The organism is Bacillus sp. ABP14, from assembly GCF_001831375.1.
Classification (GTDB): Bacteria; Bacillota; Bacilli; order Bacillales; family Bacillaceae_G; genus Bacillus_A; species Bacillus_A paranthracis.
Genome location: NZ_CP017016.1, coordinates 2,303,312 through 2,325,558, shown reverse-complemented (window position 1 = coordinate 2,325,558; position 22,247 = coordinate 2,303,312). Strand labels below are relative to the sequence as shown.

General features: G+C 32.3%; 15 protein-coding genes and 5 pseudogenes. 6 read left to right on the top strand and 14 right to left on the bottom strand.

Annotated elements, in window-relative coordinates; all coding sequences use genetic code 11:
* Together BGI23_RS12080 and BGI23_RS12075 are read right to left on the bottom strand one after the other, a co-directional pair.
* Positions 1-1,833 carry a GAF domain-containing sensor histidine kinase gene (locus tag BGI23_RS12080; protein ID WP_070807301.1) on the bottom strand — a complete coding sequence of 611 codons (1,833 nt, stop codon included), beginning with the start codon at positions 1,831-1,833 and terminating at the stop codon, positions 1-3.
* Between the two features lie 250 nt (positions 1,834-2,083).
* Positions 2,084-2,858: pseudogene (locus BGI23_RS12075) on the bottom strand (class I SAM-dependent methyltransferase).
* A gap of 203 nt (positions 2,859-3,061) precedes the next feature.
* Between BGI23_RS12075 and BGI23_RS28955 the strand changes: the two are divergent.
* Positions 3,062-3,244, top strand: a pseudogene (locus BGI23_RS28955) (hypothetical protein).
* A gap of 450 nt (positions 3,245-3,694) precedes the next feature.
* Here the strand turns inward: BGI23_RS28955 and BGI23_RS12060 are convergent.
* Positions 3,695-4,291 (bottom strand): complement C1q domain-containing protein, encoded by a 597-nt coding sequence (locus tag BGI23_RS12060; protein WP_070806045.1) that lies wholly within the window; start codon positions 4,289-4,291, stop codon positions 3,695-3,697.
* A gap of 735 nt (positions 4,292-5,026) precedes the next feature.
* On the opposite strand from BGI23_RS12060, the pseudogene BGI23_RS27380 reads away from it, so the two are divergent.
* The 3 genes and pseudogenes from BGI23_RS27380 (at position 5,027) to BGI23_RS12050 (ending at position 6,718) form a co-directional block, all read left to right on the top strand.
* A pseudogene (locus tag BGI23_RS27380) lies at positions 5,027-5,232 on the top strand (hypothetical protein).
* Between the two features lie 285 nt (positions 5,233-5,517).
* Positions 5,518-6,126, top strand: a complete 609-nt coding sequence (locus BGI23_RS12055) for a DUF998 domain-containing protein (protein ID WP_048554411.1) — start codon at positions 5,518-5,520, stop codon at positions 6,124-6,126.
* Between the two features lie 232 nt (positions 6,127-6,358).
* Entirely contained in the window at positions 6,359-6,718 is a 360-nt protein-coding gene (locus tag BGI23_RS12050; protein ID WP_070806044.1) for an FtsB family cell division protein, read from the top strand.
* Between the two features lie 235 nt (positions 6,719-6,953).
* Here the strand turns inward: BGI23_RS12050 and BGI23_RS12045 are convergent, their stop codons facing one another.
* The 6 genes and pseudogenes from BGI23_RS12045 to BGI23_RS12025 all read right to left on the bottom strand — a co-directional run bounded on the left by BGI23_RS12045 (position 6,954) and on the right by BGI23_RS12025 (position 12,580).
* Positions 6,954-7,481 carry a nuclear transport factor 2 family protein gene (locus tag BGI23_RS12045; RefSeq protein WP_070806043.1) on the bottom strand — a complete coding sequence of 176 codons (528 nt, stop codon included), beginning with the start codon at positions 7,479-7,481 and terminating at the stop codon, positions 6,954-6,956.
* Between the two features lie 154 nt (positions 7,482-7,635).
* Entirely contained in the window at positions 7,636-8,028 is a 393-nt protein-coding gene (locus BGI23_RS12040; protein ID WP_070806042.1) for a nuclear transport factor 2 family protein, read from the bottom strand.
* 4 nt (positions 8,029-8,032) lie between these two features.
* Positions 8,033-8,854 carry an MBL fold metallo-hydrolase gene (locus tag BGI23_RS12035; protein ID WP_070806041.1) on the bottom strand — a complete coding sequence of 274 codons (822 nt, stop codon included), beginning with the start codon at positions 8,852-8,854 and terminating at the stop codon, positions 8,033-8,035.
* A gap of 286 nt (positions 8,855-9,140) precedes the next feature.
* Positions 9,141-9,761, bottom strand: coding sequence for a DsbA family protein (locus BGI23_RS12030; protein ID WP_048554401.1), 621 nt, complete (start codon positions 9,759-9,761; stop codon positions 9,141-9,143).
* Between the two features lie 408 nt (positions 9,762-10,169).
* Positions 10,170-10,268 (bottom strand): annotated as a pseudogene (locus tag BGI23_RS29060) (YxeA family protein); the annotation flags it as partial.
* A 497-nt stretch (positions 10,269-10,765) separates the two neighbouring features.
* Positions 10,766-12,580 carry an acyltransferase family protein gene (locus BGI23_RS12025; RefSeq protein ID WP_070806040.1) on the bottom strand — a complete coding sequence of 605 codons (1,815 nt, stop codon included), beginning with the start codon at positions 12,578-12,580 and terminating at the stop codon, positions 10,766-10,768.
* A gap of 407 nt (positions 12,581-12,987) precedes the next feature.
* Between BGI23_RS12025 and BGI23_RS28420 the strand changes: the two are divergent.
* Positions 12,988-13,155, top strand: a pseudogene (locus tag BGI23_RS28420) (undecaprenyl-diphosphatase); the annotation flags it as partial.
* Positions 13,156-13,162: 7 nt separating this feature from the next.
* Here the strand turns inward: BGI23_RS28420 and bla are convergent.
* Positions 13,163-14,113 carry a class A beta-lactamase Bla1 gene (bla, locus tag BGI23_RS12020; protein WP_369805061.1) on the bottom strand — a complete coding sequence of 317 codons (951 nt, stop codon included), beginning with the start codon at positions 14,111-14,113 and terminating at the stop codon, positions 13,163-13,165.
* Positions 14,114-14,317: 204 nt separating this feature from the next.
* The gene (locus BGI23_RS12015) at positions 14,318-16,447 is read right to left on the bottom strand and encodes a peptidoglycan D,D-transpeptidase FtsI family protein (protein ID WP_070807300.1); all 2,130 of its coding nucleotides are present in this window, start codon (positions 16,445-16,447) and stop codon (positions 14,318-14,320) included.
* Between the two features lie 331 nt (positions 16,448-16,778).
* Between BGI23_RS12015 and BGI23_RS12010 the strand changes: the two genes are divergently transcribed.
* A complete protein-coding gene (locus tag BGI23_RS12010) occupies positions 16,779-18,533 on the top strand; it encodes a peptidoglycan D,D-transpeptidase FtsI family protein (RefSeq protein WP_083322716.1) in 1,755 nt (584 codons plus the stop codon).
* A gap of 16 nt (positions 18,534-18,549) precedes the next feature.
* Here the strand turns inward: BGI23_RS12010 and BGI23_RS12005 are convergent, their stop codons facing one another.
* The 3 genes from BGI23_RS12005 to BGI23_RS11995 form a co-directional block, all read right to left on the bottom strand.
* Positions 18,550-19,377, bottom strand: a complete 828-nt coding sequence (locus tag BGI23_RS12005) for an anti-sigma factor (RefSeq protein ID WP_070806038.1) — start codon at positions 19,375-19,377, stop codon at positions 18,550-18,552.
* Positions 19,367-19,900, bottom strand: a complete 534-nt coding sequence (locus BGI23_RS12000) for an RNA polymerase sigma factor (protein WP_044791791.1) — start codon at positions 19,898-19,900, stop codon at positions 19,367-19,369. The genes BGI23_RS12005 and BGI23_RS12000 overlap by 11 nt, the downstream gene beginning before the upstream one ends.
* A gap of 284 nt (positions 19,901-20,184) precedes the next feature.
* A complete protein-coding gene (locus tag BGI23_RS11995) occupies positions 20,185-22,152 on the bottom strand; it encodes a penicillin-binding transpeptidase domain-containing protein (RefSeq protein WP_070806037.1) in 1,968 nt (655 codons plus the stop codon).
* Between the last annotated feature and the right edge of the window lie 95 nt (positions 22,153-22,247).

Genomic DNA, 22,247 nt, shown 5'->3' with positions numbered 1-22,247 from the left:
TTACGCACCCCTTGTTTGTGAATCTGGAATTAACAGTGTAATTTCTGTCCCTTTCCCTACAGAACTATCAATCTGTAAAGTAGCTCCTAATTGGTCAGCTTGTTCATTCATATGTAATATACCATAATGTGGCTCATTCTTTGTTTTAACCATAGACTCAAATAGTGAAAAGCCAACTCCATTATCCTTAACCCTTAAAAGCACGTGCTCACTTTGATAACTGAGTAAAACATCTGCCTTATTTGCTTGTGCATGTTTTACAATGTTTTGCAAACTCTCTTGCAACGTATCAAAAATAACTCTTTCTTTTGAAAAACTAAGCGCCCGTGCATGACCTCTTTCATGATAGGTAATGTCTAGTTCATATTCCTGTTTTAAAGATTTTATTTTACTTGCTATTGCCTGCTTAAAGCCTAATTGTTGTGTCGGATATGGTTTTAAAGCATAAATAGAATAGCGAACTTCTCCTAGGCTTCCTCTTAAATCTTTTATGCTTTTCTCAACTACTTGCTGCATATCTTTTGGTTTATCACGGTATTTTTTCTGCGCAGATTCTAGTTGGAATATCACCCCGGCTAATGTTTGCGCAATACCATCGTGAATTTCACGGGCGATTCTATTTCTTTCTTCTAAGATTATTCTTTTTTCCTGTTCAGAAATCAATATCCTTGTTTTAACAACGTTAGCTAATTGGTTAGAAAATGTAGCTAACGACTGTACATCCTCCGGAAAGAAACCTGCATTTCTACTTTTCCCTGCAACAAACATTCCGACTAATTCATCATTTACTATAAGAGGAAAATATACAAGTGAGCGTATAACACTATCAAATATTTCATCTCCAGGAGCCGTACCAATTTTCCAATCATTAAATACAAGATTTTTAGAAAGTTCCTCAAACCCCCTAAACTTTTCTGAATCATCAGATATATCAGAGCGGACTTTCCCATCTTTTAACAGAATATTCCAGTCCCCATCATCTTTTGTCCATATTACATATGCTTGTATGCCAAAAAAACCTTTAAGTGCTTGTTTAATATGTTTCAAGTTTCCTCCGGTTAATCCTCGACTAATTTCGGTCGTAATAAGAAATAACTCATATAATCGTTCCTTCTCCATCCTTATTCGTACAGAAAAAGAACTAATAACGGAAGTTGCTACAAGTGGAAAAAAGAAAAACAGTACTGTAATCTCGTTTACTTCCACACTATATGTACTAATTAATACGTGCATCAATGCCGCATAAGAGAAACCAAAAGTTTCGCACAGAAATACCGTTACAGTTTTTTTATACCACTGATGGATTGAATATGGCTGCGGAAGGAGTATCATTAACAAATCGTAAAAACGATTGTTGAAAAAACAAAAAAACACACTAAATAATAACAAAGATATTAAATTTTCATATAGAACTGACATAACTATCTTATTAATTAATAAGGACATACATTTGTTTGAAAACCATTCGGCCAAGATCAAACTAAGTGCATGCTGAGTACTATTAAATAACATTCTTTGTATCGGTGAACGACGATACAGGTGAATAATTAGTGTTACGAGTACAATAGCAATAATAGTTATATGGATTCCAAACTGCCAACTCATAGTGTAAATGATCGGAAAGGTAAGCGAGCTAGTTCCTCTCCAAAATCTTACAGGAAAATACTCTGCAATCCCCATAAATAGTAACAACAATATGAGTATTGTTGGATGAGAAGGGATTTTAATTTCAAGTAAAGATATAGTTATAGTAACCAAACCAAGAAAAGAAATAAAATAAAGATAAGAACTAGCAATCTTTTCTCTCATAAAGATAGAATTTAAATCTTTCAAAACAACCCCTTCTTTCTTTATAAAAACTTCATTTTCTCTATTATCCAATAAAAAACCGGCACTGGCAAAATGGAAGGACATCCACTAGCCAATCACCGGCTGTGTACTGCATCTAAAAATGCAAGACACAATACTAGTATATATCAGTTTAGAAAGTTTACCCATTAGTCAAATGGTGTAATTGTACATACTTTTAGACTTAGGACTACTAGTACAAAAGATGTATACAGGATTTAAATTAAATACATTTTTATTTCTTCCCACTCAAAATCATTGCATTTCCTAATACTTTTTTGTTCAATAAAATCCTTGGTATCTTCATTTCTTCAGCAAGCTTGTAGCCATTAACTTCAGATACATCATATTCTTTTAAAATGTTTAAGAGTTCTTTTTTCTCCCCAAACATTTTTTCATCCATAAACAAATCTAAGAAGACAAATTCACCGCCAGGCTTTAATACTCTTAATGCTTCCTTAATTACTTCCATTTTATTTTCTGCGTCTTTTACTTCATGAAATGTTAAACAACTTACAATTACATCAAATTCCTCATCATTAAAAGGAATTTTGGAAGCACTAGCTTTTATAAAATTAATCCTATTATAGCCCCCCTCTATTTCCGCATTTTGTTGGCATTGGGCTTTCGAATATTCCCCATTTCCTCCCCAATAATCGATTCCAGTTAAAAAGGATTTAGGAAAAGTCTTTGCTAATTTAATAATCAGCGAACCACTGCCTGTTCCGATGTCCAGTATTTTTCCCTTTCCATCCCAATTCACCTTAGAAACAATTAAATCATGTATTTTTGACTGATAATCCCCCCCCGAATGCTGTAAATTGGTAAACAGAATAAGAAAGTATAATTGCTATATAAATAAAAGGTAATGCTAAAAACCCCGATAGAATTCGTAGATATAAATTAACAGATAATAATGTCACTAAAAAAAGCATAAGTGAAATAACCAAAAAGATCAGTAGTTTGTACATTCGTATCCAAGTTTGATATTTAGCTTTTGTTTTCAAGATATCCACCACCTTTAATTAATCTATCTTTTGTTTCCACTGCCTAAAGACATCAATAATCCTATCCAATAGTTTTAATTCGTGCTTCATAAGACTAATCTATTTTAACATTACTATCTCATTATTCCAGAAAAAATCTCCTGCAATCACGATGATTATAGAATACAATAATTATTATTAAATCAACTTTGATAATTTCACATTCAATATATTGCATACAAAAATGTATTGTTATAAATATAAGCGCTTACTATAATGTGGTTATAAAGATTCACACATCTTAATACAAAAACAGAGGAGAGAATAATATGGAAATCGTAATGGCAGTTTTAAAATTTATTGGTGGAGCAATCCCATTAATTCAAGAACTTCTAAAAGCATTTATGTAATTTCATTCTTTAGCAATTCTTTATAAATATTATTTGCGTGAGCAAGGTCTCTTTAACATTATTAAGGGGATTTTTTCAATTTTAAGAACTTCTTAGTCTCATCGTACCCTGTAACAAACCCTAGAATAGATTGATAAGTTTGCAATGTTACTACCAAACAATTTGTTCTTTCACCTTTAGGCATCTAGGTGCAGCCCTTTTCGATTCCAACCATGCTTTTTTTCTCAGCCAGTTCCTTGCACTTCATACCTTTCATGTAATCTTCTTGAGCTAACACGTGTTTTTGCTTCACTTCATATCACCCACCACTTTCTATACAACTAGGAAGAAATTCGTTTATTTTCCTCTTCGAATAACTTTTTTACAAAGAAAAAAGACCTGCATTTATGCAGGTCAAATATAAATTAGGGACTTTACTTAGATAAAATTACTGACAAAATTTCATACTACTTATACTTGTGGAGACGGGAATCTTGCAGCTTCAAAATGCGTACTATTTTCTACATTTGAAATAACTCCAGCTACGCTACTTTGTGCAAAAACCTCAACTATATCCCCTGCATTTAATTGAATTATCGATGAAACAGCTACAACATTAGCAAAGTTTATTGGACCAAAAAAATCATTATCTATTGCAATTGCCGGATTTCCATTTACTCGAATCTCTACCCGTGCTCTATAGTTTGCGTTTAGATTATTGGGAATGAACGCAATTGTTCCAATAACAGAGTAAACACCTCTAGTCTTTGGTATAAAAATGGATGTTGTAGGGTTATATTCATTTGCTAAATCAAATTGTTCATTTTGGAATAAAACTTTAACAAATGTATTTGCTGGCAAATTCTGATTAACTGTACTCACAGCTCTAAAAGCAGATGCTCTTACAATATTATATCCGTTATCATCAGAACAACAATTCACTTTTACATTAACCCAAGGCTTTTCCTCATGTTTTTTATCACATTTGTCATAGCTCTTACTGCTTTTATGACAGTCATGATATTTCTTTTTGGAATCCTTACAATAATCATCGTAGTAATAAGACATACTAGATTCCTCCTTTCAATTTATTACTACATACTATGTAAGATAGATTAGATAAGTTTGGACGAGCTGTTACTATTTTTAATAGAATTACAAATCTCAGCATAATGGCAGAATACAACTAAAGTAAGCAACTGGAAAGCGATGCTTAGGAGTATAATAACAGTCTTTCTAACATTTTCATTATCTGTATTTTTAGCCATTATTTTGTTTGTGGTATATGGATTAAGTTAAAAAGAAAACCTTTAGGTATCCCTGAATAAACCTCAATATTCCGTCAATAATATAGACAACCCATTTCGAACCATATTCCATGATTGGAGCAGTTAGCTTTTACTAACTGCTCTTTTTTGTAAAAAACGAACTCAATTAACTGCACGCACATATAATATTCAGTGTTCCTTTCTTTATAAAATCGTCTTTACAAAATGAATCTCGTCACGAGAGCACTTTATTACGTGCTCGTTTTTATTTTTAAACTAACACAAAATGAAATTTTTACCACATAGCTAATTGTTAAATATTTTACGCTTATACATTATAATGGAATAGTTATTGTATATTGGCATTAAGAGGAGCGTCCGGATTAAGCGCTTCTCTTTTTTTATACAGTAGGGTTTTGGTTAACATTCACTTATCTACCGTAAAATATATACAGATTTGAAACTTTATAGTAAAAACTTTCACACCCTTCATTTTAATTATATTAATATATTAAATAAAGAGTGTGATAAATTAATGGAACAACTTGACTTTAGTGTTTTAGAACAACCACTATTTTTGTTAGCACTTCAATTAGTTGCATTTGTATTGATCATTTATATCGTATACGGAATCTTACACAACACCATATTAAAATTAAATAGCCTAAATGGACTGCCCATGCGATAGCTACGGTATTTTCCCTCGGTAGTGCCTATCAATCCTTTATGAATTTCATTTAAAAACATTTTTCTTTATTTCTCCCTTTTGTAGAGGAATCTATCCTTTACCGTGCAAAAACGTCAGGCAACTTAATTGGTTGCCTGACGTTTTTGCCGTTAGTTATTTTCAAATAACTATTTTGTTAAGTTTTGCTCCATCCATTTTTTATACGTCTTTCCGCTAAACATATTTGTCCAGAAAATCCTATATTATTGAACAGAATTATCGACTCTCAATTTATTATTTTCACTTTCAATATTGTAACCATCTATAATGGAACTATACTTTTTCAAGGGAGGAATCTAATGTATATATCAAATAGGATTGGCTTATTTAGCTGGATTGCAACTTGCCTATACTTTTTAATTGAACCTTTCTTTATTTTCACTTCTACAGCACCTTATAACTATTTGCATCATGCAATGAGTGACCTAGGTGTAACAACCTGTGGAGAATTCACCTACAAAATAGCGCCTTATGAAATATGCTCCCCTAATCACTTTTGGATGAATTTACTCTTTATTCTTAATGGAATAACATTTTGTATTGGAGTACTATATATTTCACAACATCTAGAAAAAACAAAAATTAATAAAATAGCAACATTTTTTATACTTATAATAGGAGTCTCTACTATAGTTTCAGGATTAATTCCTGCAGATATAAACCTAATTGGACATTCTATTCTAGTTTGGATAGGTATGCTTACTGTATTTCCAGGATTATTTATTTTTGCTAAGAATCTTAAAAAAGCAGGAAAATGGACATATTTCTGTTTACTAAGCTTAATAGTAATAACAATCCTTATCTCACTTGTTTTTCTTTTCCCCTTACCTGCAGGCCTACTACAAAGACTTTTTTACTTGGTTCTTTTCGTTTGGGGAACTGTATCAACCTACAAATTGATAAAATAAAGTTTTTATACAAAAGTGCACATTTATCAAGAACATACGTAAAGTAATCATGATCAACTCAGTGGTAGTTATTGAGCACCTTTTATGGTGCTTTTTATTTGCAACTAAATAGGGATTTTATTTAAATTTCATAAAAGTTCTCTTTACACATATAAGTTCAAAATTATCTATTTAGCATATATAATACTTTTAAGCAGTTTAAATTCTATACATAGGTAATGGAGGCATTAAAATGGGGACTATCCCAAATTCACTACCACAACAATCCATCTCAAAAACACAAATTAATCCTAACAAGAATCTACAAACGAATAAAAAGCTAAGACGTCGTCTTTTATTAGCACTTGCTTTTATGCTACCTATGGTTATTTCCATTCAAATCTGCATTTATAAGCAAGAACAAATGATTCAAGAAAAACAAATTACACTAAATAAAGAAAAGAAAAGATTGTCTGAATTAGAAATCATAGGACGTTATTATGAAAACGATATTAAAACTTTAACAGAGAGCGAAGAAGGTATTTTAAAGTTCGCAAGGAAATTGTATGGATTCTCTAGACCTGATGAAACTATATTTCAAATAAATGAATAGTTTTTCAAGACATAAGCGATTGTCATTAATCATAAAGTGATTTAATGATAAAAAATACATACAATAAGTACCCTATACATCATATTAGATTAAATCTTATTAAAACAAAAAGGGATGTCCTAGTAACATATCTAGGGCATCCCTTTATTTTTACTCACCTTAAAACATAACTTGTCTAAATTTCAAGATTCTAGATATCTCTAACAATTAAACATTTATTAGATATATCTTCTACCTAAAACATCGTATTATTATTAGCTGCCTCATTGGGAATCTCTTGAATTACATCCCAATGTTCAACAATCTTCCCATCCTCTATACGAAAAATATCCACTATAGCAACTCCCTTATCTTGAGAATTAGTACGAGAGTGTACATGAAGAGCAACTGTATCTCCTTCAGCTACTACACGTTTAATCTCTGCAGAGGAATTTGGATTTTTTACAAAGTCCTCCTTAAAGAAATCCATGAAGGCTTTTCGTCCATCAGCAACAAAAGGATTATGTTGCTTATAATCTTCACTTACATATTTAGGGATAATATCGATATTATGTTTGTTAAAAACCTCATTATAGAAATCAACTACCATCTTTTTATTCTTTTCTTTTTCTGTCACATTATCTTTCGATACTGGTGCAACATTCTCGCTCTTTATTGAGTGACCTTTGGTATTACCAGTTGAAGCTTGAAATATCAAAGTCGACACAATTCCTAAAATAAACACAGAAATAATTATTACTATTAAATTTTTCTCTACTTTCATATATACCTACCTCTTCTAATTTTATAATTCATCTTCAATAACACGCTTAATAAAGGAAAAATCATTCCCAGAATGTGATGTAAGAAATATTGTTAGGAAAATTCATCTATCCTAACAATACTTCTTATACGAGATATATTAGAAACTAGTAACTCTAACTTAATACCTCATTAACAGTTGCACTATCCACAATTTGAATAAACTTTTTAACCTTATCGTTCTCATCAAACTCATAAAGATGACAAAAATCTGCTATGAATGATTTCCCTGTTACTTTATATGTTCCACTATATTTTCCATACACGATAACAGTATTGTTATTAAAAGCATAAATTTCATCTTTAGCGCTGTAGTTATCCCATTCAGTTCCAAGACGTTCATGTACATTTTTCACTACTTCATCAGGACCTACATAAGTGCCCGCATATGGAAACCCAGCAGCTTCTGTCCAAGATACCTTTTCACTTAAATACGTTTTGAAAGCATCCATTTTTCCCTCGCCAGTTAACACATACGTTTCATGTAATAATTTTTGATATTTATTCATTGCATTAACCCCAAGGCATTTCTTTCGTTACAACTTTTGCACTTAACTCTAATACACCCTTATTAGCATAGCCTGGATATGCTGTTTCAAGTTTTGCTACAAAATCTTTTGAAGTTTTACTTTCCTCAGAAGCTTGAATTGCAGTTCTTAAATAATCCATAGTTGCAGTAATCGCTTGACTATCTAATGATTTTTCAATTGATCCATGGCTCGGTATAATTACGTCAGCATTTAAAGCCTGTAACACTTTCAAGTTCTCAATCCATGCCTCCATTGCTGCTTTTGAACTAGTATCTGCTAAGAATAGATGGATTTCGTTAAATACATCTATTCCCCCAATTAACAATCTCAGTTCTCTGTTAAATAAGCTAGTTCTGTAATCGTCTAAGCCTACTAGTTCAAATGTTAGCCCCTGAAAATCAATAGATTTTCCCTTAAACACTTGAGGTAATACCACATTATTTGGCGCATTCTCTCCAAGCGCATCTTTCCAAACTTTCAATTTCCCTAATACAGAATGAACAATATGTTCAACCGTAGACTCCGTAGCATACGCTATAGCTTCTGGGTATGCAGCTTTAATACTTTCTAACCCGAAATAGTAATCAGGATCCCCATGGATAATAAAGATTTTATCTAGAGATAAGTTATTGTTTTTCAAATAATCCACAATTTCTTTCGAATCAGACTGAGTAAATTTTGAGTTTATTAAAAATGCATGTCCTGCTTTCTCAACTAAGGTTGCAGTGACCATAAAACTTTTTTCATCCGAACGAAAAACCGTTAATTTCGCATCTTTTTGATTTGTATCGATTGTTTTAAACATAGAATGTTTCTCTCCTTTTGTTAAAGTTATTAAATAAATCACACATTTTTTCTTGTTCAAATAGAAACTCCCTATTCAATTCACCTGAAAGTGTGACAGCACAAACATTTATTCGGGAGATAAATGTCAGTTGGCGTAAGATAATATGTTTATTACTATGGCCTATAATAAAATTGGACTATTTAAATACAAATTGAAACCAACTATTATAAAAAAGGTTTAGTCCATTTACTTATAGTAGTTTTTCTTAAAACGTTACATGCAATATACTGTAGCTTAAGATTTTTTAATATAAACTTTTAAAACGTGCTTCGATTTTATCTGGCGTCATTACCCCGCCACCAATAGGAATAATTTGATTATCCTTTTGTAAAAGTAATGAAGGATAACTATTAACACCAAGCTGTCGAACTTTATTGAAATCATTTTGGACGTCTATTACTGTTTCTTGAGCGTTTAAGCGTTCTAATACTTGTTCAGGGTCCAAACCATGCTCGATTGCAATCTTACGATATGTCTCAGGATCACTTAGACTTTGTCCCTCATAATAAAACGCTTTTTGCATAGCCGAAGTGAATTCTAACAAACGGCCTGGAGCTAATGAGCGTAATGCCGAAAAACCAATTGCAGCATCTTTCGAATTCATTTTAAAAGTACCTTCTTCCACCAATTTTTGATATGAAGGACCAAATTCTGCACCTGTGAGTTGATTAATTCTTTTATTTCCCTCTTCTATATATGAGAAATTTTTCATTGGTAAATTATCTAAAAATAAACCTCCACATAAAACGGTTAACGGTATTTCAGTGTGGTTTTTGTAAAACCCTTTAATACTTTCTGAAAAGCCATAGCACCATCCACAATAAGCGTCCCATACATAAATAAGGTTATCTTGTTTCGTCTCCATTTAAATCTCCTACCTTTATTTTTATTATCCAGCTCAGCTAAATTTCGGGTTTATATAAGTACATCTTTTTATATCTTGTTCTTTTTTGAGTTACCTTAATATATTTTTCAAAACTAACCCTTTCAAAAAAGATTAAATTTGATTTTTAACAAAAGATAACTGTGCACATAAAAAAAAACAGACACCTGATGTAACTCACTTGATTACACATGTACGTAACCATTCTAGTTACAACTAGTATATAAGTCAATTCTTTTTTTACAAAAACATTTAATTTCTATCCTAGCGCTTCCAGAATTCTAGTATCAAATACTTTTCTTCTTGTTCTTAAATTTGTCATAGTCCTTAGTAAATTAATCCCAAAATTTATCAGAAAGAAACGCTCACTTTTCAATCTTTTTTAATTTAAACATAATATTCATCTTTTGTGATGATATTAATATCACATCCAACTAGTAGACTTGCAAATACAACTAAAAGACTAAAAAGTGACATATATTTTTTCATATTGTTCACCTCATTGATTTTTTATAATACTGTAATCTTAATCTGTTTTCGTTTGAAGAAAAATTCAAAAACATGACTTCAACATTACATTTTCGAAAGATAATAAAATTACATACATCAATATTAACAAATGAAATATTTAATTAATCATAGAAAATCATTTAAAAGATTACTAACTGAACTAATACATTATCTTGTAAGAAAAATATAAGTAGCCCGTTAAAGAGCCCTACAGAACAGGATTATTAACATATAAAGTGACAACCATTTTGTTAAAACCACAGAAATTCAACATTTTTGTTATGCCATATGTATAGTAAAAGGTATCGACACCATTCATGTCCCGTACAAAAAAGCGAAGTCTTCAACCAAACTTCGCTTGTCATTGTATTATGAATTACAGGGATTATTGCTAAATGCCAAAAGTTTATTTCTTCAAACATAGATTTTTTTTATTTCAGCTAACTGTGCAAAAGAATTTGATCAAATATAATTAATTATTGATTAACCGCTTTAGCCACAAGGACTGCGTATGCTTCTGCACCTACATTGGTTAAATGCACACCATCAGGTGCAAAGTAGTCTTTCTTTCCAGCACTTGCCGCATACCAATCAACTAGAGTTACATTAGGATATTTAGTTACTGTTACTTTCAGTCTCTCGTTCACAATTGATTCCCACGGACGTGGCACTCTCGTATTAATAAATATTATTTTACGTTCGTTTCCAATTAATTTTATTAATGAAACAAGTTGTTCAGTAGTAAAGGCTCCATTTGTACCTAATCCGACAATGACATAGTTTCCTAAATTCCCTTCATTTTTTAACTGTTCAACTACTGGAATCGCTTTTGACAGCTGACGGCCAATTTGCGCATCAATCCTAATATCAGGAAAAGTATTTTTTAAATATGGAGTAATATCAATCATAACGGAATCGCCTATCGCAGTAACTGTGATTGGATTTTTAGGGTGTGCAGAATTTGCTTCTTTTGATTCCCCTTGATTTAGAGGCGTTTCTTGATTTGGTTTTTCCCAAACAGCAACTGGATGTGGCACGGGTTGTGTTTGTACTGCTTCCACCTTATCTTGTTGATTATTCCCCTTAGCCTTACTAGCATTTAATAAGCCTAAAATTGCTATTGACATAAAGAATAATGAACAAACTAAAGCTAACTTAACACCTAAAGTGACATTTTGAAGTCTTAAGTTCTTAAACTGAATGTTCCGGAGCGCACCTTGTCGGATTGGTTTTTCGATAAACTTCCATGAAATTTGCGCAATCAATATTATTAGAAGAAATTGAAGGATTGCTCTTATTATTGAAAAATCCCCTACAGTTACTTTTGGAGTCGTTAATGTGAGAATTGGATAATGCCAGAGGTATATGCCATACGATCTTACCCCTACCCAACGTAAAGGTCTAAATCGTAAAAATTGAGCAATGCGACTAGCTGGATGAGCTAGATTTGCCACTAACAATGCTGTTGCAATTGATAAAAGAACCATTCCTCCCTTGTATAGAAATGGATCATATTGATTGGTCTTCCAAAACATAACCAAAATAATAATAAGAGCAATGCCACCCACTACATCAAGAATGAAACGCGCCTTCGGGATAATTTTATTAGCAAGCCTATTGCTTGGCCAAACTAAGGCAAGTACCGCTCCGATAAGTAATGAAAAGGCCCTCGTATCTGTACCATAATATATTCTGCTCGGATCAACTCCAGGTTCATACAAAATTGTCATTGCTAAAGCTGAAGCAAATATTCCTAGACAAATCAATAAAATCATACGGGATTGTTTTTTTATGTAGTAAAGTCCTAAACTAATAATAAACGGCCAGACAACATAGAATTGTTCTTCGACTGCTAACGACCAAAAATGATTTAATGGCGAAATCTGGTTAAAATTATCAAAGTACGATAATTTATGATAAATATACCACCAGTTACTAACATAAAATAATGCCGCTAATGAATCTCCACGCATTTTTTCAAGTAAAGAGCTATGAAAAATCGTAATCCATGCCAATGTTATAACGAGCATGACAATCATTCCTGGAAGTAATCTTCTTGCCCTACTAAGCCAGAACTTTTTCAAATCAATTCTCTTATTTCTCTTCCACTCCATGGCTAGAATATCTGTAATTAAATAACCTGAAAGTACAAAAAATACTGTAACTCCTAAAAACCCTCCAGGCATCCAATTAAAATTAATATGATACAAAATAACACCTAGTATAGCTAGACCCCTTAGACTGTCCAACCCTACCATATAACGACTATTTTTTTTAAAAGGTTTAGTCATCCTACATTCACCTCTATTTCTTGAAAACTAGGTTAATAATAACGTCATAAAATGCTATTGATTTCCTAAAATTGTAAAAAATAAACCAATACAAACATCATTTTGTAAGGCTTTTTTTGATATTTACATGCACAGCAATAAATACTTTATCACGTTATCTGGCTCTGTTGTGAAAATTTTTATAGTAGGTGTTTTTACTCTTCCTAAAAAAGAGGAATTTGCCCAATCAAAAATTTATATACCGTGTGTCTTAAAGTAAAATTTTGATACGTTTTTACAGACATATCAAGGCCTGTGACATTTTGAATATAATCGATAATGCATACGTAAAGGATTTTGCATATAAAAACATTATAAAAAAGAAATATGTATAATTACATATTTCTCTTACTGAATAAAGCGCCTCCATAGGAATCTTAAACAGTATAGCTATTGGTAATACTACATATAATATATTTAATTCTTTTGTTAGCTGGATTATAAATGTATTAGAAATACAAAAAAACGATTCTTTTCACATTAAAAAGAATCGCTTTCCAAGTTCATATTTTCAATTACATTACATAAAGAATTGAGAGATTATCAACTAAAAGCATTAACTATAACTTCAGCCGCCTCTGCAATAAGTTGATTATCATAGGTAGCCTCTTTCTCATCTTTACTAGATAAAATTGCGATGATAATTGGTGCTCTATTTGGCGGCCAAACGATAGCGATATCATTTCGTGTCCCATAACTTCCAGCCCCTGATTTATCTGCAACTATCCAGTCGGTTGGTACACCTGCACGAATAAGTTTGTCTCCTGTAGCATTTCCTTTCATCCACTCTGTAAGAATGTTACGCTTATGATTTGGAAGTGCATTTCCGGCCGTAAAAGCTTTAAGATTCGTAGCAATTGCTTTCGCTGTACTAGTGTCACGAATGTCTCCTGGAATAGCCTCGTTTAATTCTGTTTCAAAGCGATCAGACATAGTAACACGATCACCCATCTGTCTAAGCGCTTTTTCATATCCTTTTGGTCCGCCTATTTTGTTAAATAAAATGTTCCCTGCAGTATTATCACTGTAACGAACAGCAGCCTCCGCAATTTCTCCTAGTGTCATTCCAGTATCTACATGTTTCTCTGTAACAGGTGAATAATCCACTAAGTCTTCTTTCGTATAAGTAATAACTTCATCTAATTTCATAGTAGAGTTTTGCTGCAGTAATACTCCTGCCGCTAAAGCCTTGTAAGTTGATGCAAAAGCAAACCTTTCGTTAGGTCGATAAGCGATTGTTTGTTTTGTACCAGTATTAATCGCATATACACCTAATCGAGCATCAAATTTTTTCTCAAGTTGAGAGAACTCTTTATGCGTCGCCTGATTTTTATGTTTTATTTGCCCTTTCTTTTCTTTCGCTTCAACTTGCAATGGCCCTCCTGTAAAAGCTTCGAGGCTTGTAAAACTTAAACCTAATATACTAACGCATATTCCTATTTTTAGCATCCTCTTGTTTTTCAAAATCATCATTCCTTTCAAGTTCTTAACCATTTTTTACGTACACATAATAGACAATCACCAAAACAAATTTGTTCCATAAACTTTTAAAAATTTTTAGCTAGTATGAGAGTCATTAGCAAAATAAGAGATAGCCACAATGATCGTCGCTATCTCTTATTTCCAATCTCATTTTTCTTTTATACAGACCTTTATATAAACAGTATGTCTTTCCATAAGAAAAGCGTATACGTTTTTCTAATTTTGATTCGGAACATCTGTATGAGTAGTTTCACCATTTATACGTTGCTGTTTTAAATCAAAATATACATCTAAAACTTCTTTTCCAATTATAGAATTAATTCCACTTTTATCGTTACGAAGCCACGGAACTACTACTGAGAATGCTACTTCTGGATTATCATATGGAGCATATCCAACTAACGTTAAGTTGTAGCATTCCATACGTTCTCCTTTTGCATTTCTACCAATTGGATCATCTCCACCATATACAGTTTGAGCTGTTCCTGTCTTTCCTGCTGGTTTATATGAAGCATTTTTGAAATACTTCACGCCAGTTCCATCACCTTCTTGGAATACCCATCTAAAGCCTTCTTTTATTCGATTAATATGTTCTGTCTTCATATCAATTCGATTTAATACGACAGGCTCTATTGAGCGAATAACTTTGCCAACCTCTTCTTTTATTGATTGCTCTCGTATTTCTTTTACAATTTGAGGTTGCATTCTATAACCGCCATTAGCAATTGTTGAAATATATTGCGCTAATTGCAATGGCGTATACGTATCATACTGACCGATAGAAAAATCTAGTAAAAAACCAGGCTGGCTATCTACTTTTCTAGTTTGTCCAATTATTTCATTCGGTAAATCAATACCCGTAGGAACTCCTAAGCCAAATTGCTTAAAATAATAGCGCATCGTATTAAATGCTTCTTGTTTTATATCCAATGAACCATTTGGTACGTAATTAACGCCCGCAATTTTTAAAGCTGTTTGGAACATGTATACATTCGAAGATACTTGTAGAGCTCGTAAATCATTAATATTACCAAATCCGGATACATTCCACGATTTCTTAGCTTGTGTACCTTTAAATTTCATCGGTGCATCATAAAATTGATCTCCTGGTTGTATTGCCCCTGTCTCATATCCAGTTAATAAAGTTGCACCTTTTACAGCTGACCCTAGTTCATACGAAGTTGTCATATTACCTAATGCCAAATCCTCGATTTCCATTTTCCCTTCTTTTTCTACAATCCTTTTGCCTGCCATAGATAAAATCTGTCCGTTATTCGGATTTGTCATAACAACAAAAGCTCGGTCCAATAGTGGCTCTGAACTCTTAAAAGCTCTCAAATTTTTCTCTAAACTTTCTTCCACTTTCTTTTGTAATTCCATATCAATCGTTAATGTTAAACTATTACCACTTTTTCCTTTAGAAATTATTTCTGTATTTATAATATTTCCTGATTTATCTGTAATATTTTTCACTTCTTCTTTTGTACCATGTAACACATCTTCATATCGTTGTTCAATATAACTTTTCCCTACACGATCATTACGGTTATATCCGCGTACTAAATAAAAATCTAAATTTTCTTTTGGCAGACCTTCTTCGCTACTCGTAATATTACCTAACACGGAACGAAATAAATCACCATTTACATAATTGCGCTCCCAATCAACTGTTGCATCTACCCCAGGAAACTCCGCAAGATTTTCACTGATTTGCGCATACTCTTGATTTGTTACATCTTTTTTTATAATTTGTGGTGTCAGTTGATAACCTGAATTCATTTTACTTTTAATAGCTAACACCTTTAAATCTTGTGCTGTTAATTCTGCCAATTCTACTTCTGTAACTCGACTTCGTCTTAATTCTTCTATTTTTTTATCTAACTCTTTTCCCTCTATTCCCTTTTCTTTAAACTTTTCTATATCTTTTTTCGTAATCATTGCTTCCGCACGTTTCGTATTCAACTGCATCCAAAAATCTTTTTTATCGATATCTGTTAATTTGTTTATATCTTGTTCAGGCATTTCAAGTACTTTTGCCAAGTCTTTTGCTGTTTTTAAAATAGCTTCACTCGTAATTCCCTTTACCCTTGTATACGTAATTGTGCGAAGAGATTTATTATTAACAACTGTTTTTCCTTCTCGATCTAGTATTTGTCCACGTGGAACTGGGATACTAGTTGTTGTATTTTGATTGTTTTCCACTTGGTTCTTATAAGCCTCTCCCTCTACAATTTGCACTTTTCCTAGTTGAACAATAATAGCTGAGAATAGTAAAAATATGCAAAGGAACATTATATTTAATCGAATAGATATATATGTCTTCTTATTTCCTTTTTGCTTTTCCATAAATCCTCCATATATTTGCTTATATATTACGTAACGATGGCCGATTATAAATATCGTTTCGACTTTTTCAATAAACCATTGTAAGCATCCATTTCTTTTCGTTTTGCTGCGTAATTCAAAACTCTCCTTTCTTGTTTTCTCTCTATTTTTTGTCGTTTGCATTAGAAATGCTACACTGTATAACGACTCATCTTAAAAGTGAAATTTCATACTATTTATTCCTTTCTTCATGCTGTAATACTTAATAGACAACCTAAATAATTAAGTTGTTCCACATTTACAAAAAAAATAATTAACTATAATATGGAATAAGCTAAAAAGGGAGGGCTTTATGTTACATACAAAAATAAAAAGATGGAGATTTATAGCGATTCTTTCTATTGTAGGTTTTATATTAATAATTTTGTTTAAAAGTCATTTCTTTTCAATTACTATCGAAACTTCTTCAGCCGAAAGAGGACAAATACTTGATAAAAATGGTGTAATACTAGCTACAAATAAGAAAGTTAAGTCTCTATATTGCACTTTTAATGATGAAAAGATATCAAAACTAGATACATCAAACACATTAGCTTTTTTCCATCAATTTTCAAGCGAGTTTCAACATGACATTTCTGCAAAAGACATAAAATTACACTTACAACAATCTTGTAAACAGCAAACTATGAATGATATACCGTTATACTCTGACATAAATGAGAGTGAACTTACATTCGTAAATAAGAACAAACCCAATAATGTAATAATTAAAAATGAAGTGATCCGATATTATCCCAAGCATGAAATTGGTTCACAAGTAATTGGTTATGTAGAAAATGACCTTAATTCAGAGTATATGCCTGTTGGAAAAAGTGGGGTTGAGCTGCAATATGAAAATGATTTAAAAGGAAAACCGGGTAAAACTCTTATTTTTAAAATAAATAACAAAAAGTTCTTATGGAATATTCAAAAAGTACAAAAAGGAAAAGATGTCCAATTAGCTTTAGACTCTAAGTTACAGCAAAAAACCGAGGAAGCATTAAGATCTCAAATTAAGAAAATAACTGATATTAATGCTGGTTATGTTGTGGTAACCGATGTGAAAACTGGCGCAATCTTAACTATGGCCAACTCAGCAGTGTTTAATCCAAATATATTACATACATCACCTGAAAAAGAAAACATTAAATCACTTTCGCAAAATAAAGCAATTCAAAAATTAAAGTACGGTGAATCTTATGTAAATATGGCCTCTACTATAAAGCCACTTTCTATTTTAATTGGATTAAACGAAAAGCTCTTTCAACCTGAAGATACTTATTTAGATAAGGGTAGTTTTCAGTATGATAATCAAAATAACATTGTGAATGCACCTGGAACGCCAACTGGTGAGATTACACCGCGGCAGGCTATCATCAATTCATCTAACACATTTATGACAGCAAAAGTAGCACTACCTTTATTCAACGAAAATAATGGTAATATAGAAAAAGTAGCAAACATATGGACCGATTATTTAATGCAATTCGGTCTTCGTTCTAAAACAGGGATTGATTTACCATTTGAAGAAGACGGACAATATGAGCTTCATCCATCTAATAAATTTGAAAATGGAATCTCAGCTTTATTAAATGCCTCTTGGGGAGGAAATGAAGTACACACTCCTCTTCAACTTGCTCAATATGCAGCGACTTTAGCTAGTAAAGGTGACAAATATAAACCTCACATCGCAAGTGCTATTACTGGTCCAAATGGTAAGGAAACAAAAAAGTTTAAACCCATTTTAGAAAGTTCAAATCATTATCCGATGAACTTTTGGAATGTCGTGCAAGGTGGAATGAGTCAAAATATAGAGGAGATTAAAAAGCTGCCCTTTGACGTCGCAGGTAAAACAGGAATTACAGGTTTTCCGAATGAGCAAGCAAGAATGATTAATCATTCTCTTTTCATTGCATATGCTCCTACCAAAGATCCACAAATTGCCGTTTCTGTCGTTATTCCTGGTAGTAATTCAGAGAAAAACATCGCTGCTCTCGTTACATCAGAAATTTTAGAGTCTTGGAATACACTTCAAAAAGAGAATAAAAACAAGAGGAAGGTTCATTAAAGTGAACCTTCCTCTTTTACCATATAGAATCAATATTCGTTATTTTCCATTTACCTTCTCGATCCTTTTCGAACATGAAAGAATATTTAATATCAGTTAAAACATACTCTTTTTGTACATATCCAGTATTACCGCCAATTGTCGATACTTTTATATATCCATCATTCTGCACTTTTTCCGGAATCCAAGCTTTTACCATTTCATTAGATACTTCATATAAAACTCGTGATTCTCGTTTTGGTTCAGCTAAAATTTTTGTTTTATTTCCAGTAATAGTTGCATATATAAAATGTGCTTGCTTTGGTTCATTACTTTCTGTCAATCCACTTGGTACTTTGTATGCTTGTTTTGTATCATTTGTAAATTCTCCCCCCATTGTAAGGGCAACTTGCAACTCATGAAAAATATCTTCATCAAACTTCAATTCATCCTTCTTATAACTCTTCCCTTTAAATAAAACTTCATCATTTAACGCTCTATTCAAGTCATTTTCGTTTTTTGCATTTGTACTTTGATATAAATCATTCATAAATTGTTTTAATGTTGGATCTTGAGCAGACTCATCTTTCGTTTTAGGCTTAATTTGAGTGCTGCTTTGGACTGGTGATTTATTATCATCAAGCCAAGGTTGTTGAACAATAACAAATAACATTGTACAAACGAAAACAACTACAATAGGCAGCGCTTTTTTACGAAACGGTCTTTTATGTTTTACAAAATCCGCTTCATTATTTTCATATATAGACTGCTTTATTTTAAAAATAAACTCTTCTTCATCTTTACGCTTCTCCATGGGACCTTTTTTTAATTTACTATACCAGTCGGGATTTTGTTTATTGTTCATCACTACTACCCTCCCCAATTAATTTTGAAACCTTACTTCTCGCTCGGCTTAATCTAGATTTTACAGTTCCAATAGATACTCCTAGTGTTTCAGCCATTTCTTCATAAGATAATTCATATTTCGCGTCTAAAATTATTATTTCACGGTGTTTTTTAGGTAGTTTTAATACAACATCCCACACTTCATTCATTTCCTCTTGATTAAAAAATTCTTTTTCTGCCGATGGGGATTGTTTATCATCACTAAAAAATCCTACTAAAGATATCCTTTTAAAATAGGAGGATTTCAAATAGTTTATTGCCGTATTTCTTGTAATTTTTAATATCCACGTTTTAATAGATGACTCCTTTCGAAATGAATTCCAATTTTTAAATACCTTTATAAATACATCCTGCGTGATATCATCTGATAAGTGTGGATCTTTCGTAATAATAAATGAATAATTCCATACATCTTGCCAATAATCGTTTATAACATATTCAAGCTCCTCATGATTACATTCTTCAATAAACTTCTGTTCCATTTCCACACCTCGAACTTATTTGAATAAACATAAAACTACCCTCGCTTTTATTATGGTTTCAATATATAGACAAGATACAAGTTGTATTTGTTCCATTAACGATGGTAACCTTTCAAAAATGAAAATAAAGACGAGGTATCAATGTTCTACAGACACAACAAAAAGCATTCTCGAGTAAGAAGAATGCTTTTTCGAAGCTTAATTATACTTTGTTTTGCATGATTTATACCTTTGTGTTAAGCAAAAAATAAATGTTGTAAAAGATTTTACTTTATAATTAATTATTATTTCCGGAAAATATGGTTTATTTTTTCACCGGGTACGTTACTCCCCCCTCTTCCTTTTACATCTTCGATCATCATGGTAACAAGCATGTCCGGCTCATTTGCATCAAAAGCTGCAAACCATCCCAGTTCTTTTCCATCTGCTTCTTTGGACTCTTTCAGTTCTGCTGTACCGGTTTTACCAGCAAGAGTTATACCATCAACCTTAGCAATTCTCCCCGCGCCATCAGGGTCATTAATGACTTTTATTAATGCACTCTTTAATATCTCTTGATTCTTTTTAGAAACCACATTTTCTTTCCAGTTCCCTTCTACTTTTGCTTCTTTTAAAAGATGAGGCGACGGAATATTCCCTTCATTTACAATCGGTGCATATGTTAATGCTAAATGAAGTGGGGTCATTAATACTTGTCCTTGTCCGTATCCCGTGTCTGCTAGTTGAATATCATTTTTTATCCCATCTCTTGCAATGATTGAAATAGGAAATTCGTATTCGATTGGTAATTTTTCATGGAATCCGTATTTCTTAAATTCATTTACATACTTATCTTTTCCCATCTTCAAGGCTTGTTGAGCAAAATAAATATTATCTGAGTACTTCATTGCCTTGTCAAAATCAATTGGACTTGCATCCTTCACACGTGTTATATAATAATTTCCCCAAGAGGAATCTTTTGTCCACTTTAGTCCTTGAATATTAAATTCTTCCTTAGGTTTTATTGTGTTTGTTTCCAAACCAATTGCACCTGTAATCGTTTTAAATAGGGAACCTGGCACAAATGCTTGTGTGAAACGATTCATCATTGGTAGTTTCAAGTCGTTATTCCATGCTTCTCGTTGGGCCTTTGATGCTCCTCTAACTATTGTATTTGGGTTATAAGCAGGGCTACTTACTAGTGCGATTGTTTCACCTGTTTTAGGATTGATCGCTGCACTAGAGCCTGCTTCATTTTTCATCTCATTATAGATTTTTTCTTGAATTGCAGCATCAATTGTTAACGTAACATTTTCCCCTGCTTTCGCTTCTTTTTTTGCTACGTTTTTAATCTCTTTCCCACTCTCATCTTCTATAAATACGCGTCCACCCTTTTCACCACGCAATTTATTTTCCAGTACTTTCTCTAAACCTGTCTTACCTATTAAATCATCAGCTTGATAACCTCTTTTTTGAAGCGATTTTAACTCCTCTGCATTCACATTTCCTATATAGCCAGTTAAGTGTGCCGCTGCTTCCCCTAATGAATACATACGAATATTTACTGGACGAGATGATACTCCTTCTAATTCAATATAATCATTCTGTCTAGTTCCCTCTTTTAAAATACCAATTGGTACAAAGGAGTCTGGTTTTATCCATTTCGCTGTAAGCTTCTGATCGACCTCTTCTATAGACATATCCAGTAACTGTGCCACTATTTCTTTTGTTTCAGCTGCCATTTCGCCTAGTTTCTCTGGAATAATTCCAACCTCAGTCGCTTTACCATTCATTGCAAGACCTTTCCCATTTCGATCGTATATTTCCCCGCGTTTTCCATCTTCTGTTTGCATACGTACTTTGTAATCTTTTTTCATACCTGGAAAAATGAAATCTGGTGTCCAATCTACTTTCCAAGCATCTTTATCTTTCACAAGTTTTGCTTCATGGATAAATGAAGCTGTTCCTCCATCCGTATCCATCTTAACTTCAAAAAGAAAAAGTTCTTTATCTTTAGCATTCTCTCCCTTCGTTTTAACGTTTAAATTCTTAACGCCAATCCCTTCATAAATTTTTTGATATTTCTCTGTGAATTCCTTTTTAGAAATCGTTTTTTGGGCATGTTCAGATAAACGATCATACATATTTGCAAATTCTCTATCATTCCATAAATTTATATATTCTTCAAATGCTTGTTTTGGCGATTCGTTTTTATTACATCCTACCAATATAACTGCAAAACAAAAGAAAAGCAGCATCCATAATTTTTTCAATTCAATCTTCTCCCTTAGTTAAAAATGTTTATTCCTTTCTTAATAAATTAAATAAAAAATGTTGTAACGCTTAATAGACAGTATAAGTAATGAAA